The sequence below is a fragment of the Ensifer adhaerens genome (genome assembly GCF_000697965.2).
Classification (GTDB): Bacteria; Pseudomonadota; Alphaproteobacteria; order Rhizobiales; family Rhizobiaceae; genus Ensifer; species Ensifer adhaerens.
On sequence record NZ_CP015881.1, the window covers coordinates 1,388,251 to 1,401,783 of the forward strand.

12 protein-coding genes are annotated in these 13,533 nt (G+C 63.3%); 2 read left to right on the forward strand and 10 right to left on the reverse strand.

The window, feature by feature from the left end; genetic code table 11:
* Nucleotides 1-8: 8 nt before the first annotated feature.
* From FA04_RS25990 to FA04_RS26000, 3 genes are all read right to left on the reverse strand, one after another.
* The gene (locus tag FA04_RS25990; RefSeq protein ID WP_051659709.1) at nucleotides 9-1,235 is read right to left on the reverse strand and encodes an acyl-CoA dehydrogenase family protein; all 1,227 of its coding nucleotides are present in this window, start codon (nucleotides 1,233-1,235) and stop codon (nucleotides 9-11) included.
* A 145-nt stretch (nucleotides 1,236-1,380) separates the two neighbouring features.
* Complete coding sequence (locus tag FA04_RS25995) at nucleotides 1,381-1,956, reverse strand: class I SAM-dependent methyltransferase (RefSeq protein ID WP_034805750.1); 576 nt, start codon at nucleotides 1,954-1,956, stop codon at nucleotides 1,381-1,383.
* 57 nt (nucleotides 1,957-2,013) lie between these two features.
* Entirely contained in the window at nucleotides 2,014-2,640 is a 627-nt protein-coding gene (locus FA04_RS26000) for a Crp/Fnr family transcriptional regulator (protein ID WP_051659708.1), read from the reverse strand.
* 51 nt (nucleotides 2,641-2,691) lie between these two features.
* On the opposite strand from FA04_RS26000, the gene FA04_RS26005 reads away from it, so the two are divergent.
* On the forward strand, nucleotides 2,692-3,405 hold the full coding sequence (locus FA04_RS26005) for an SDR family NAD(P)-dependent oxidoreductase (RefSeq protein ID WP_034805747.1): 714 nt from the start codon (nucleotides 2,692-2,694) through the stop codon (nucleotides 3,403-3,405).
* 62 nt (nucleotides 3,406-3,467) lie between these two features.
* On the opposite strand, the gene FA04_RS26010 is transcribed toward FA04_RS26005, so the two are convergent.
* The 6 genes from FA04_RS26010 to urtA form a co-directional block, all read right to left on the reverse strand.
* Nucleotides 3,468-3,926 carry an RrF2 family transcriptional regulator gene (locus tag FA04_RS26010; RefSeq protein WP_029742909.1) on the reverse strand — a complete coding sequence of 153 codons (459 nt, stop codon included), beginning with the start codon at nucleotides 3,924-3,926 and terminating at the stop codon, nucleotides 3,468-3,470.
* Between the two features lie 307 nt (nucleotides 3,927-4,233).
* The gene (gene urtE, locus FA04_RS26015) at nucleotides 4,234-4,929 is read right to left on the reverse strand and encodes an urea ABC transporter ATP-binding subunit UrtE (protein WP_029742910.1); all 696 of its coding nucleotides are present in this window, start codon (nucleotides 4,927-4,929) and stop codon (nucleotides 4,234-4,236) included.
* Nucleotides 4,930-4,964: 35 nt separating this feature from the next.
* A complete protein-coding gene (gene urtD, locus FA04_RS26020) occupies nucleotides 4,965-5,729 on the reverse strand; it encodes an urea ABC transporter ATP-binding protein UrtD (protein WP_029742911.1) in 765 nt (254 codons plus the stop codon).
* Nucleotides 5,730-5,733: 4 nt separating this feature from the next.
* Entirely contained in the window at nucleotides 5,734-6,894 is a 1,161-nt protein-coding gene (gene urtC, locus FA04_RS26025; RefSeq protein WP_034805744.1) for an urea ABC transporter permease subunit UrtC, read from the reverse strand.
* A complete protein-coding gene (urtB, locus tag FA04_RS26030) occupies nucleotides 6,891-8,507 on the reverse strand; it encodes an urea ABC transporter permease subunit UrtB (RefSeq protein WP_034805739.1) in 1,617 nt (538 codons plus the stop codon). The genes urtC and urtB overlap by 4 nt, the downstream gene beginning before the upstream one ends.
* Before the next feature lie 171 nt (nucleotides 8,508-8,678).
* The gene (gene urtA, locus FA04_RS26035) at nucleotides 8,679-9,971 is read right to left on the reverse strand and encodes an urea ABC transporter substrate-binding protein (RefSeq protein WP_034805737.1); all 1,293 of its coding nucleotides are present in this window, start codon (nucleotides 9,969-9,971) and stop codon (nucleotides 8,679-8,681) included.
* A 326-nt stretch (nucleotides 9,972-10,297) separates the two neighbouring features.
* Between urtA and FA04_RS26040 the strand changes: the two genes are divergently transcribed.
* A complete protein-coding gene (locus FA04_RS26040; RefSeq protein WP_051659707.1) occupies nucleotides 10,298-11,584 on the forward strand; it encodes an adenylate/guanylate cyclase domain-containing protein in 1,287 nt (428 codons plus the stop codon).
* Nucleotides 11,585-11,587: 3 nt separating this feature from the next.
* Here the strand turns inward: FA04_RS26040 and FA04_RS26045 are convergent, their stop codons facing one another.
* On the reverse strand, nucleotides 11,588-13,522 hold the full coding sequence (locus tag FA04_RS26045) for a DUF5054 domain-containing protein (RefSeq protein ID WP_034805735.1): 1,935 nt from the start codon (nucleotides 13,520-13,522) through the stop codon (nucleotides 11,588-11,590).
* Nucleotides 13,523-13,533: the final 11 nt, after the last annotated feature.

Here is a 13,533-nt window from a genome sequence, read left to right on the forward strand (position 1 = left end):
CGTCAGGTTCAGCTGTAAAGGCTTATCGGCGGGATCCGACCGTTGAGCGCAAAGTCGCCGACCTCGCGCGCCTTGTAGGCGACCGGGTCATGCAGCGTGTGGGTGCGGACATTGCGCCAGTAGCGGTCGAAGCGATAGTGCCCAGCCGTGGCGCGCGCGCCCATCAATTCGAACACCCTTGCCGTCACGTCGAGCGCCACGTGGGTGGAATGCACCTTGGCCGCATAGGCCTCGATCGCCGCCGCGCCCCGCGCCTCGGCCGTTACCGAGCTGCCCTCGGACAAGGCCGCTTCGACCGCTGCCGCAGCCGCATCAGCCAGCGCGACCGACGCCTTCAGGTTCGTCTGGAGCTCGCCGATCGCCTCAAGGATATAGGGGTCGTCGCCGGCACGCTCGACGCCGGACGTCACCCAGGGACGCGTTGTGCTGCGGACGTAGTCGAGCGCTGCTGCCAGCGCCCCCTGCGCCGTGCCGAGATAGAAATTGACGAAGACGAGCTGGATCAGCGGCGTGTTGAAGGTCGCTTGCACCGGTGGCGGATCTAAGGGTTCGGCAAGCGCCTGGATGAAGTCTCGCCCATAAACCGGAAAGTCGCGGAACTCGACGCTGCCGCTGTCCGACAGGCGCTGGCCGATATTGTCCCAGTCGTCGTTCGCGATATAGCCGGGACGGTCGGTGGGCACGACGAAATTGGCGATCTTGCCGTCGAGCGTGGCATTGACGTTGATGCGGTCGGAGACATGCGCGCCGGTCGAAAACGTCTTGCGGCCGTTCAAGACGTAGTGCGCGCCGCGCCGCTCGAGCGTCAGGCCGGGGTCGCGCGGGTTGACGGCTGCACCCCAGTAGAGCTGCCGCTCGACCGTTTCGGCGCCCAGCACCCAGGCTTGCCGGGGATCGGCGGCGGCCCAATAGACGTATTGGCTGTTGACGTAGTGGTAGCCCAGCAATTGCCCGATCGAGCTTTCGCCGCGCGCGACGATGCGCACCAGCCGCAGCCCGTCGATCCAGCTCAAGCCGGCCCCACCGATCTCCGGCGAATGCAACGCCGTCAACAGACCAGCCTGGCGGAGCGCCTCGATCTCCTCGCGCGGCGGCGCGCCCACCCGGTCGAGTTCGGCGCCCCGACGGGCAAGATCGGTTGACAGCGCCTCGGCACGGGCAAAAAGCTCCCGTCGCCTTTCGTCATGTTCGGCGTTCACCGGCGCCGGTTCTCTGAGGAAGTGTACGTTGCTCATCCGCCTCTCCTTGGTTGAGGCGTAATAATGAACTTATTCTATAGACAATGACAGCAAATGGATTTTGACTTGGGCGGAAGCCCGAGAAAGTCTTACCTGTCACCCGGTGCCGCCCACGCGCCGGCGGGAAACGGGGCCATCGCGCTTAGGCACTATTCCGGGAAATGCGATAGACGCTGGCAGGCGGCAGGTTGAGCGGCACCCAGCGCCGAAAGGAGGCCTTGAGCCCAAGCTCGCGCAGAACCTGGAGCGAGATCGGGCATCGCGGTCCATAGGTGAACTGGAACAGGCTTCCATCCTCGGCAAGGTGATGAAAGACCGAGGCGAGGATCGCCCGCACGGTCTGCGCCGGCATGGACAGAAGTGGCAGGCCGCTGATCGCCGCCCCGACGGACTTCACCGCCGGCAGGGCCAGGTGCTGGGCGTCGCCCTCGATCAGCGTCGCGCTCGGGAACCGCTCCCGCAACAGCATGGCGAAAGCCGGATTGCGCTCCACCAGGATGAGATTGTCCTCGTAAACGCCGTTGCGAAGCAGTGCCCGCGTGAAGGCTCCGGTGCCAGGCCCAAGTTCGAGCACATTGCCGGAGAGCGGTCCGATCTCGGTGGTCATGGCGACCGCCAGCCGTCTGCTCGAAGGCGCGATCGCCGCGACCTCCAGCGGTCTCGCCGCCCAGGATCTGAGGAAGAGCAGGAAATCCGATGCCGTTTTCTGTTTGGTCAAGTCGCGCCTCCGTTGTTGCAACGGTGCCTGGTATCGCTCCTTGTCGGATGCCGAGCATTAACCCGGGTTAAGCCTGGTGTCGGCCTCCGCCCGCACTCGCTTGGCGATGCGGCTGAGGCCGACCGGGGTGATGCCGAGATAGCCGGCGAGGTCCTTCTGCGGCACCCGTGCGACCACCTCCGGTTCCTCGACGAGCAGTGCGCGATAGCGCTCCTCGGGATCAAGCGTCAGGAACTGGCGTTCACGGCGCTCCTTGCGCTCGGCAAGCATCATCAGCGCACTTCGGATCATCCGCGACCAGCCAAGGTCGGTGTCGGCCAGCGCCTGCAGCGTCACGAACGGAATTCTCTCGAGGCGGCTCTCCTCGACCGCAATTGCCGAAAAGCTCGCCCGCCCGGCGGGCACCAGCGCCGAGAGGCTCGCAAAGAACCGCCCTTCGATGGCGAAGGACTTGATCCACTCCTCGCCATTGGCACGCAGATAGGTGAGCTTCACCAGGCCGCGCTCGATCACATAGACATAGGGATGCGGCTCATCCTGATGGAAGACCGTTTCGCCAGCCCTCACGCTGCGCACCTGCATCGCCTCGGCCAGGCGCTCCGCCTGCGCCAGCGGATGCCGGGCGATGCGCTCGAACAGCGAAATCGCAGCGCCCTCTGCGCGCTTAACTTCGGTTAATGCCATCCCCGTCCTCCCGTTGCAGATTCGACTGCGCAACAACGGGAAATAGATCACATGGCACGCTACGTCGTCACCGGGGCAAGCTCGGGAATCGGCAGGGAGATCGCACTGCAACTGGCCGCGAGAGGGCACGATGTCTTAGCACTTGGCCGCGACCGGGAGCGACTGGAGGACTTGACGCTGCGAAACCGGAGGATCGAAACGCGGGTGCTCGATCTCTGCGATCGGGCCGCAACCATCGCCTGCGGAGCCAAGATGGCGGGCGATCCGATCGACGGTCTCATCAACAACGCGGCCATCCAGCACAATGTCCGGTTCGACGACCCGCATTACGACGCCGGACAAATCGCGGACGAAGTCGATACCAATCTCGTCGCGCCGATGCTGTTGTCGCGGCTGCTTCTGCCGAAGACGCCCGGGCGCCCCTTCGTCATCGTCAATGTCGGCTCAGCACTCGCCCGTTATTCGAAAACGACGGCGGCGGTCTACAGCGCCACCAAGGCGGGGCTGCGCATGTTTTCGGAAGCACTTTCCGTCCAGCACCAGGCAGGCGCAGTCAAAGTGGTTGATGTGGTGCTGCCGCTCGTCGATACCCCGATGACATCAGGGCGGGGAAAGGACAAGGTCAGCGCGGCCTATGCGGCGAAGGAAATCCTGCGTGCGCTCGAGCCGGGCGCAACCCGCATCCATGTCGGCAAGGCGCGATTGCTGCGCCTGCTCGAAATCATAGCGCCGCCTGCAGCCGCCGCGATCATCAGAAAGCTGTGACGCTGCAGTTCTCAAGCGGCATCTTGCGATCGCAGGCCCCACAGCGGGCCTTTGCGTGAAGGTTAGCCAGCCTCCGCGTCCCTCAAGGCGACGATCTCGGACGCGTTGTCGTTGGCGGCGAACTGCTCCAACGTCATGTTGTCGAGGATCGAGGCGATCGCGTCGCGAACGTTGCTCATCGACTTGCGCACATGACAGTTGACCGGATCGGCACAGTCGTCGCAGGCCTCGAACGCGGTGCGGCTGGCGCAGCGGATCGGTGCCAGGGGACCGTCGAGCGTGCGGATGACCTGGCCGATGCGGATGTCGGAGGCTGGCCGGGAGAGCGAATAGCCGCCGCCCGGGCCCTTCTTCGAGCGCAGGATGCCGGCATTGCGCAGTTCGAGCAGGATCGCGTCCAGGAACTTTTTCGGAATATTGTTCCGCGTGGCGATCTCGGTGATGAAGGCGGTCTCTCCGGGCTCCAGTTGAGCCAGGTCGACAAGGGCCTTGAGCCCGTATTTTCCTTTTTTGGTCAACATGTCACTTCACTTTCCTGAACAAGGAAAGCCGCCACAACGCCCCTTCCCGCGGCATTTACCGGGGGTAACGGGTTGTGACGGCCGCACTCTTTCGCTTAGGATGTCCTACACCCAAACTGCACCATTCTCAATAAAATACGTCAGTTACTGCATAGATTTAGTGATTTTAGAAGGCGCTTTTATGGCAGGGGGGAGAATTTCCGCTCCCTTGAGAAGGTGGCTTTGCCTCAAGAGCCAGCAGTCGCTTGCCTCGGACGCCGCGAAACCCGACGCCGGAGCACCGCAGGTGTAACTGTTCAGGATGCGATCACACCGTCAGATGGCGGCGCGCCTCTGATGTGTCCAGCGTTTCGGCTGCGCCCTCGTGGACCACAGCGCCCCGATCGAGGATGTAGACGTGGTCGGCGAGTTCGCGACAGAAATCGAGATACTGCTCGACCAAGAGGATCGCCATGCCGGTCGAATCCCTGAGATAGCGGATAGCCCGGCCGATATCCTTGATGATCGAGGGCTGGATGCCTTCGGTCGGCTCGTCGAGCACAAGGATCTTCGGTCGCGTCACCAGCGCTCGGCCGATCGCCAGTTGCTGCTGCTGACCGCCGGAGAGGTCGCCGCCACGGCGACCAAGCATCGAGCGCAACACCGGAAAGAGGTTGAAGACGTCCTCGGGTATCGAGCGGTCGCCGCGCTTCAGGGGCGCATAGCCGGTCTCCAGGTTCTCCTTGACCGTCAGCAGCGGGAAGATTTCACGCCCCTGGGGGACGTAGCCGATGCCTTCTTTTGCCCGCCGATAGGGCGCCATGCCGGCGAGTGCTGCGCCGTTGAAGTCGATCGCGCCGGCGCTGACCGGATGCTGACCGGTGATCGCCCGAAGCAGGCTCGACTTGCCGACGCCATTGCGCCCGAGCACGCAGGTGATCTTGCCCATCTCGGCCGTGATCGACACGTTTCGCAGCGCCTGCGCGGCGCCGTAGTGAAGATTGACGTTTTCGACGCTGAGCATGGCGCGCCCTCCTTTTGGATTTTCGGTGTGGGTCATCACCGGCCAAGGTAGTTCTCGATCACCTTCGGATCGCTGCTGACAAAGTCGATCGAGCCTTCCGCCAGCACCGCCCCTTCAGCAAGGCAGGTGACCTTGACGCCGAGTTCACGGATGAAGCCCATGTCGTGCTCGACAACCACGACCGATCGGGTCTTGGCGATCTCCTTCAGCAGGATGGCTGTCTCGGCAGTTTCCGCGTCGGTCATGCCGGCGACCGGTTCGTCGACCAGCAGCAGTTCCGGCTCCTGGGCAAGCAGCATGCCGATCTCCAGCCATTGCTTCTGCCCGTGCGAAAGGTTGGCGGCGAGATCGCTGCTGCGCGACGACATGCGGATGGTCGCAAGGATCTCCTCGATCCGAGCCTTGTCCTCTGCCGTCAGTCGGTAAAAGAGTGTCGGAAACACGCCGCGCTTGCGGTTGAGCGCCAGCTCGAGATTGTCCCAGACCGTGTGGCTTTCAAACACCGTCGGCTTCTGGAATTTGCGGCCGATGCCGAGCGAAGCGATCTCCGCCTCGTCCTTCTTCGTGAGATCGATCTCGCCCTTGAAGAACACCTGCCCCTCGTCCGGCCGCGTCTTGCCGGTGATGATGTCCATCATCGTCGTCTTGCCGGCGCCGTTCGGGCCGATGATCGCTCGTAGCTCGCCGGGTTCGATGACGAAGGAGAGCGCATTCAACGCCTTGAAGCCGTCGAAGGAGACGGAGACGCCGTCGAGATAGAGAAGGCTGGTCGGCTTGGTCTGCCCGATTGTCTGGTTCATGTCGTTACTCCGCCGCCATGGGTTCAACGGCCAGATTGTCCGGTGTTTCAGCCGCCCGCGTCTGACGCTCCGCACGCCGGCGGGCGAAGTACGCGCCAGCCGTTCCGACGACGCCCTTCGGCAGGAACAGGGTGACGAGCACGAAGAGGCCGCCAAGCGCAAAGAGCCAGAATTCCGGGAACGCTGCGGTGAAGATGCTCTTGCCGCCATTGACGAGAATGGCGCCGACGATCGGGCCAATCAGCGTGCCGCGCCCGCCGACCGCCGTCCAGATCACCACTTCGATCGAATTGCCGGGCTCGAACTCGCCGGGATTGATGATGCCGACCTGGGGCACATAGAGCGCGCCGGCAATGCCGGCCATCATCGCCGATAGGGTGAAGGCAAAGAGCTTGATGTGCTCGACGCGGTAGCCGAGGAAGCGCGTCCGGCTTTCCGCGTCGCGGACTGCCACGAGCACCTTGCCGTACTTGGAACGTACGATCGCCGACGTCAGGATCAGGCAGAGCGCCAGCATCAGCGCCGAGGCAGCGAACAAGGCGGCGCGCGTGCCGTTAGCCTGGATGTTGAAGCCGAGGATGTCCTTGAAGTCGGTGAGGCCGTTGTTGCCGCCGAAGCCCATGTCGTTGCGGAAGAACGCAAGCAGCAGTGCGTAGGTCATCGCCTGAGTGATGATCGAGAGATAGACGCCGTTGACCCGCGAGCGGAAGGCGAACCAGCCGAAGACGAAGGCGAGCAGCCCCGGGACAAGGACCACCATGAGCGCGGCAAACCAGAACATGTCGAAGCCATGCCAGAACCACGGCAGCTCCTTCCAGTTGAGGAACACCATGAAATCCGGCAGCAGCGGGTTGCCGTAGGAGCCGCGCGCCCCGATCTGGCGCATCAGGTACATGCCCATGGCGTAACCGCCGAGCGCGAAGAAAGCCGCATGCCCGAGAGAAAGGATGCCGCAGAAACCCCAGACGAGATCGAGCGCCAGCGCCAGCAGCGCATAGGTCAGGTACTTGCCGAACAGCGACACAAGATAGGTCGGCACGTGCAGTGGATGATCGGGCGCGGTCAAAAGGTTGAGCGCCGGGACAAGCATCGCGAGGCCGACAAGGATCGCAACGGCGATCAGAATGCTGCGGTCGAACGACCGCATCAGAAATGACGTGATCATGCTTCCACCGCCCTTCCCTTGAGTGCGAAGAGGCCGCGCGGTTTCTTCTGGATGAAGAGGATGATCAGCACCAGCACGAGGATTTTGCCGAGCACCGCGCCGGCATAGGGTTCCAGGAACTTGTTGAGGATGCCGAGCGAGAAGGCGCCGACGAGCGTCCCCCAGAGATTGCCGACGCCGCCGAAGACGACGACCATGAAGCTGTCGATGATGTAGCCCTGGCCGAGATTGGGCGAGACGTTGTCGATCTGCGAGAGCGCCACGCCCGCCATGCCGGCGATGCCGGAGCCGAGCGCGAAGGTGAGCGCGTCCACCCAGGGGGTGCGGATGCCCATCGACGACGCCATGCGCCGGTTCTGGGTTACGGCCCGCATCTTAAGGCCCATCGACGTCCTCTTGAGCAGGAACAGCAGCGCCGCAAATACCGCCAGCGCGAAAACGATGATCCACAGGCGGTTCCAGGTGATGGTCAGCCCGCCAAACTCGAAGGCGCCGGACATCCACGAGGGATTGCCGACCTCTCGATTGGTCGGCCCGAAGATCGAGCGCACCGCCTGCTGCAGGATCAGCGAGATGCCCCAGGTGGCAAGCAGCGTTTCGAGCGGTCGCCCGTAGAGAAAGCGGATGACGCCGCGCTCGATTGCAAGGCCAACCGCGCCGGTCACGAGAAAGGCGAGCGGCAGCGCGATCGCCAGCGACCAGTCGAAGAGGTCAGGATAGGAATTGCGCACCACCTCCTGCACCAGGAAGGTCGTGTAGGCGCCGAGCATGACCATCTCGCCATGGGCCATGTTGATGATGCCCATGACGCCGAAGGTGATGGCAAGGCCGATCGCCGCCAGCAAGAGGACCGAGCCGAGCGACAGGCCGTACCAAATGTTCTGGCCGGCGCTCCAGAAGGCCTGGGTCTGCTCGATCCGGGCGATCGCCGCCTCGATATCGGGTTTAAGGGAAGCATCGGCTGTGGCCAGAGCGGAGGTCAGAACGGCAAGGCCGTTTCGCCCGTTACCTTCGGCAAGCAGCGCGATCGCCTGACGCTTCTGATCGTCCGGGCGATCCGAGACGAGCAGCGTCACCGCGCGGGCCTCATCGAGAACCTTGCGCACGGTCCCGTCTTTCTCGGCCGCGATCGCCGTTTCGATCGCCTCGAGCGCATCGGCATTCGGCGTCTGCAGCATGGATTGCGCCGCCTTTATGCGCGCACTGGTATCGTCGCTGAAGAGCGTGAGACCTCCGAGCGCGCTGCGAACCGCGCGACGCACCGCATTGTTGACCTTGACCTTCTGCATCGCCGCCTTCGGTGCCGCTCCGGCGTCAGCCCCGGTCACGGGATCGACGAGCAGCAGGTCTGCGCCCTGCGCCTTGACCAGAAAGACCTTGCCGTCGGACTTGCGCTGATAAAGTTCCCCCTCGCCCAGCGCCTCAAGCACCGGAACGACCTTCGCGTCGCCGGTCTCGGCCAGCGCCGTTATGTGGTCGTCCATGTCGGAAAGCTTAGCGCTGCCCAGCTGATCGATCAGCGGGCCGAGGTCTTCGGCTGCGCGAGAACCGACCACATGGGCCGATATCACCAGACACAGCGCAACGAACAGGATCTGCAGAATTCGGTACATGGCCCCCTCATGCGGGTCCTGTCATGCGGCGCATGCACAAACCCGTCATAGCCCAAGCAAGCTCCCTTCGCTCGTGCGCGCCGCCGAACGAAGGGCATGCTTGCCTCAAGTTTTCGTCATGCAATCACTGTCCGGGCGGCACGCCGCCCGGTCTATGACTAGGTGATGAAATCAGGAGCCCTTGCCGCCGCACTTGCCGGTGGCGACGTTGAAGTTGCCGCAGGACATCGGCGCGCGCCAATCGGAGATCAGGTCTTTGGAGTCCGGCAGATAATCGGACCATTCGTCGCCGACGACGAGGCCGGGTGTTTCCCAGACGGTCTCGAACTGGCCGTCGCCCTGGATCTCGCCGATCAGCACCGGCTTGGTAATGTGGTGGTTCGGCATCATCGTCGAGTAGCCGCCCGAAAGATTGGGGACGGAGACGCCGATCATCGCGTCGAGAACGGCGTCCGTATCGGTCGTGCCGGCCTTTTCGACCGCCTTCAGCCACATGTTGAAGCCGATGTAATGCGCTTCCATCGGATCGTTTGTCACGCGCTTGTCGTTCCTGGTATAGGCCTTCCAGGTCTTGATGAACTCGGCATTGGCGGGTGTGTCGACCGACTGGAAATAGTTCCAGGCTGCCAGATGCCCCACGAGCGGCGTGGTATCGAGCCCGGCGAGTTCCTCTTCGCCGACCGAGAAGGCGACGACCGGAATATCCTCCGCCTTGACGCCCTGGTTCGCCAGTTCCTTGTAGAACGGCACGTTGGCGTCGCCATTGATGGTCGAGACCACGGCGGTCTTCTTGCCGGCCGAGCCGAACTTCTTGATGTCAGAAACGATGGTCTGCCAATCGGAATGACCGAAGGGCGTGTAGTTGATCATGATGTCCTCGGGCTTCACGCCCTTGGAGATCAGATAAGCTTCGAGGATCTTGTTGGTCGTGCGCGGATAGACATAGTCGGTGCCCGCGAGCACCCAACGCTCGACGCTCTCGTTTTCCATCAGATAGTCGACGGCCGGGATCGCCTGCTGGTTCGGCGCCGCCCCGGTGTAGAAGACGTTGCGCTGGCTTTCCTCGCCCTCATACTGGACGGGATAGAAAAGGATCGAGTTCAACTCCTCGAACACCGGCAGAACCGACTTGCGCGATACCGAGGTCCAGCAGCCGAAGACCGCCGAGACCTTGTCGACCGAGACCAGTTCGCGCGCCTTTTCAGCAAAGAGCGGCCAGTCGGACGCGGGATCGACGACGACGGCCTCGAGCTTCTTGCCGAGCAGGCCGCCCTTCTTGTTCTGCTCGTCGATCAGCATCAGCATGGCGTCCTTCAGCGTCGTCTCGGAGATCGCCATGGTGCCGGAAAGCGAATGCAGGATGCCGACCTTGATCGTGTCGTCAGCGGCGAAAGCGCTGCTGAAAGCCGTCGTCGACAGGATGGCGGCCAGGAATGCGCCGGTCACGCTTGTCTTGATAGTCATCTGATGGAACCCCTCTCGTTCTGGAGCAACTGGCCCTTCGGTGCTTCTAGCCGCTGCTTAAGGGGATCATCGGACAGCCACGCTGCACTGCACATACGTCATTCTACGTAGGCGCCGGGGGCAAAGAGGAACGCGATTGATAACCTGGTCGCGGGCGGCTGCAGCGCAGCGATGGTATCTTTCTTGACCTTCCCATCGTTGGAAGCCCTAGAACCTAATCTTGACGCAGGTCAGCGGGCTTGCGGCCACGCCACATATTCGACGCGAATCGACTGGTAGCAGAGCGGCTATCGCCGGCCGTCGACGCAGGGGGAATGCCGAAAGACATGACGTCCTCACTTCATCCGCATTGGGATACGGCCCGGGAGAAGCGTTCGCTCACCCTGCGCTTCGTTGCTTTCGCAATCCTGCTGGCAAGTCTGCTGCTCGGCGGCAACGCGGGCGCGGAACGCATGCACGCGGTCGTCGTCGTCAGCTATCTCGCCATCAGCGTGGCGTCGGTGGCAACGGCGCGCTATCTGCCCGGCCGCTCCTGGCTGACGACCCTCTTCGTCGTTCTCGATGCGCTCTTGGTCGCGCTGCTGCTCTACGCCCATATTCTGGCCGGCCCGGTGACAGCGAACCACAATCTGACGACGACCAGCCTCGTCGTCGCCTTCATCCTGCTCGTCCATGTCGGACTCAAGCTGGAGCGACGCCTGGTCCTCCTCTTTTCCGCCATCGTGCTCATAGCCTGGGTGACGATGCTGGCGATGACGGCTGCAAGGCACGATGCCTCCGGACCGCTTTCGCTGCTCGGGGCATTCTTCAACCAGGATCTCGGCCTGACCGTGAGCTTCGGCTTCACCGCCTTTGCCATCTATCTTCTTGCGCGCGACCACGACCGGACGCGCAAGGAAGCCTTGAAGGCCGACCAGCGGCGACAAAATCTCTCGCGCTTCTTCTCGCCGCTAGTCGTTTCCGCCCTGCAGGAGAAAGGCGATGTGCTCGGGCTGGAGCGACGCAGCGCCGCGATCATGTTCGTGGACCTGCGTGATTTCACCCGTTTTGCCGAGGCGGCACCGGCGCCTGAGCTCGCCTTCGTGCTCGCCGAATATCGCCAACTCGTCTCGCAGACGATCTTCGAACACGGCGGCACCGTCGACAAATTCATCGGCGATGGGGTGATGGCGGTCTTCGGCCAGCCGAGACCGAAGGAAGACGACGCCGACAGGGCACTTGCCTGCGCGCTCGATCTCGTCGACATCCTCACGGATTGGAAGAACCACAACGCGTGCAACAACCACCCGGCCCTCGATGCCGGCATCGGCCTGCACTATGGCACGGTCGTCGGCGGCGTTCTCGACAGCGGCTGCCACAGCGAGTTCACCGTCATCGGCGACGCCGTCAACGTGGCCCAGCGCCTGGAATCCATGACCAAGACGCTGCAGGTGCCGCTCGTCGTCTCCGCTTCGTTGATGTGCCGGCTCCAAGCACCAGCACCGGAAGCCGCATGGGTATCGCACGAGGCGGTCGTGCTGCCAGGTCGTCGCCTTCCGGTCGACATCTGGTGTCTTCACCGGGAGACCGGCTCAGCCCACCCGATGAGCCTTCCGTCGCTCCGCAGTCGCTGACGATCACCGACCGCTGAAGCTAAGCTTGAAGCGCGTGGTGAAATCACCGCCCCACCACATGGGGAAGTTGGTGCCCCATTTGTTGTTGTGGATGTTGAAGCGGACACCGGCGGAATAGTCAGGCAGGTCCTTGCAGAAGGCCATGAACGGCCAGGACTGCGGCGCCACCAGCGGCGTGTCGAGGTTTTCGACCATCAGCTCGACGCCCGGTTCCGAGCGCCCCCTCACCGCCGTGACCGCCTGCAGCTGTGCACCGCCCGCGCGGGCGAAATTGTCGGTGGCGTGCCAGTGCCCCATCTTGCACACATCCCAGGCGGAACGTCCCTCGGGCGTGAACGACAGAAAGCTCGCTTCCGGCATACGGTTGGCGTTCTTGCCATAGAGGGACAGCCGGACATCGAGCCCGTCCTTGCCGGCGGAAAATTCGATGGCGATTTCGGCAGGCGCGCCCAATTGCTCCACCGCTTCTGCCGGCATGACTGCAAGGACGGATGTTGCGGTCGTGCCGCAACGCTTGGGCGCGTAGGCCTGCGAGCGCGCTTCCGCAACCTTCGCAAGCCCGGGCTTGTCGTGGTCGAGCACCGCCCAGTCCATCCAATGGGTAAGGTACGTATCCATGTGGCGGCGAACGTCGCCGGCGTCATAGCTTTCGTAGCGATAGGCGATCAGCGAACCGTTGGCGCCACGGACCGTCCGGCCGTCGGGCGCAGTCAGCGCGGAAACGTCGCCGGTTACCGGATCAAGCTCGATGATCCAGCCGCCGACATCGAGCCGCGTAGCAGCCTCGGTCGCCTCGGGCCGTGATGGAACGGCAATCTCGGCAAGGGCCGCCTCGGCGCGGACCGCATCCTCGCCGTCCAGCTCTGCAACCGCCTGGTCGAGATAGGCCCGCTGCTCCGCCCAGGACGCTTCGGTATAGTGGAAGCGAGGATCAGTCTTTCGCGCCGCCTCGAAGGCGGGGCGTGCCCAGGCCTTCTCGTCGCGCAGGAAGGATTTGATGTCGACGCCGCAGGTGTGTTCGGCGACCAGCGCCAGCTTGCGGCCGAAGGCCTGGCGGCTTGTGGTCATCCGCTCGCCGGCAAATTGGTCGTAAAGCCGCTGCAGCGCCAGATAGCGGGCGATCTTTTCCGGATCGGCGCCGCTGCCGTGGATCCAGCTGTCGCCGAGTTCCTTTTCCACCACCGGGAAACGCTCGCGCGCCTCCCAAATAAGCTTGCCGTAGTCCTCCAGTGTCGCCGCGCGCACGGCGGCACCTGGCTCGTGTTTCAGGATCTCGCGATAGGCTTCGGCCGTCTGCGACACGCTCTGCGGGCCGATGTTGTCGCTGGTATGGGCGAAGCTCAAGCCGTCGGAGAGACCCTCGGGGAAATAGGTCTCGCCATAGGAGCGCTGGTACATGACGACGATTTCCTCGCCGCCCGCCGCTCGCCAGCGAAAAATATCCGGGATTTCCGGCGGCGGCGAAGCGGAGTTCACGCCGATATGCAGGAAGCGCACGCCGGCTTCGGCCAGCAGCGGCACCATGCCGAGCGTATGGCCGGGCACATCGGTCATCTTGGCGGCGATCGTCTTCAGACCGAAGCGATGGTCCAGCTCCTGCGCATAGGAAAGCCCCGCCTTGAAAAGATCCGGCGACATCAGCTCCGTATGGGTGGTGAAGGGCAGCGCGTGCCAGCGGATCAGGCCGCGCTCGATCGCCTGCTCAAGGCGGGCGACCTCTTCCTTCGAGCGAGAATTCAGGTGATCCCAGATCAGCCAGGCGCCCGTCGTCCAGACGAACAGCGGCTCGTGCGGGTTCTCGTTGTAGAAGTGCGCGCCGGTCTCGATCGCCTGCGGGATGAAGCGCTCGTGATACTGCTTTCGGATCTTCTCGGCGTGATCGGTAAAGCCGATGTCGAGATGGGTCTTGAAGACGACGTGGATGCGTTTTTCGGTCATGTTCGCTACCT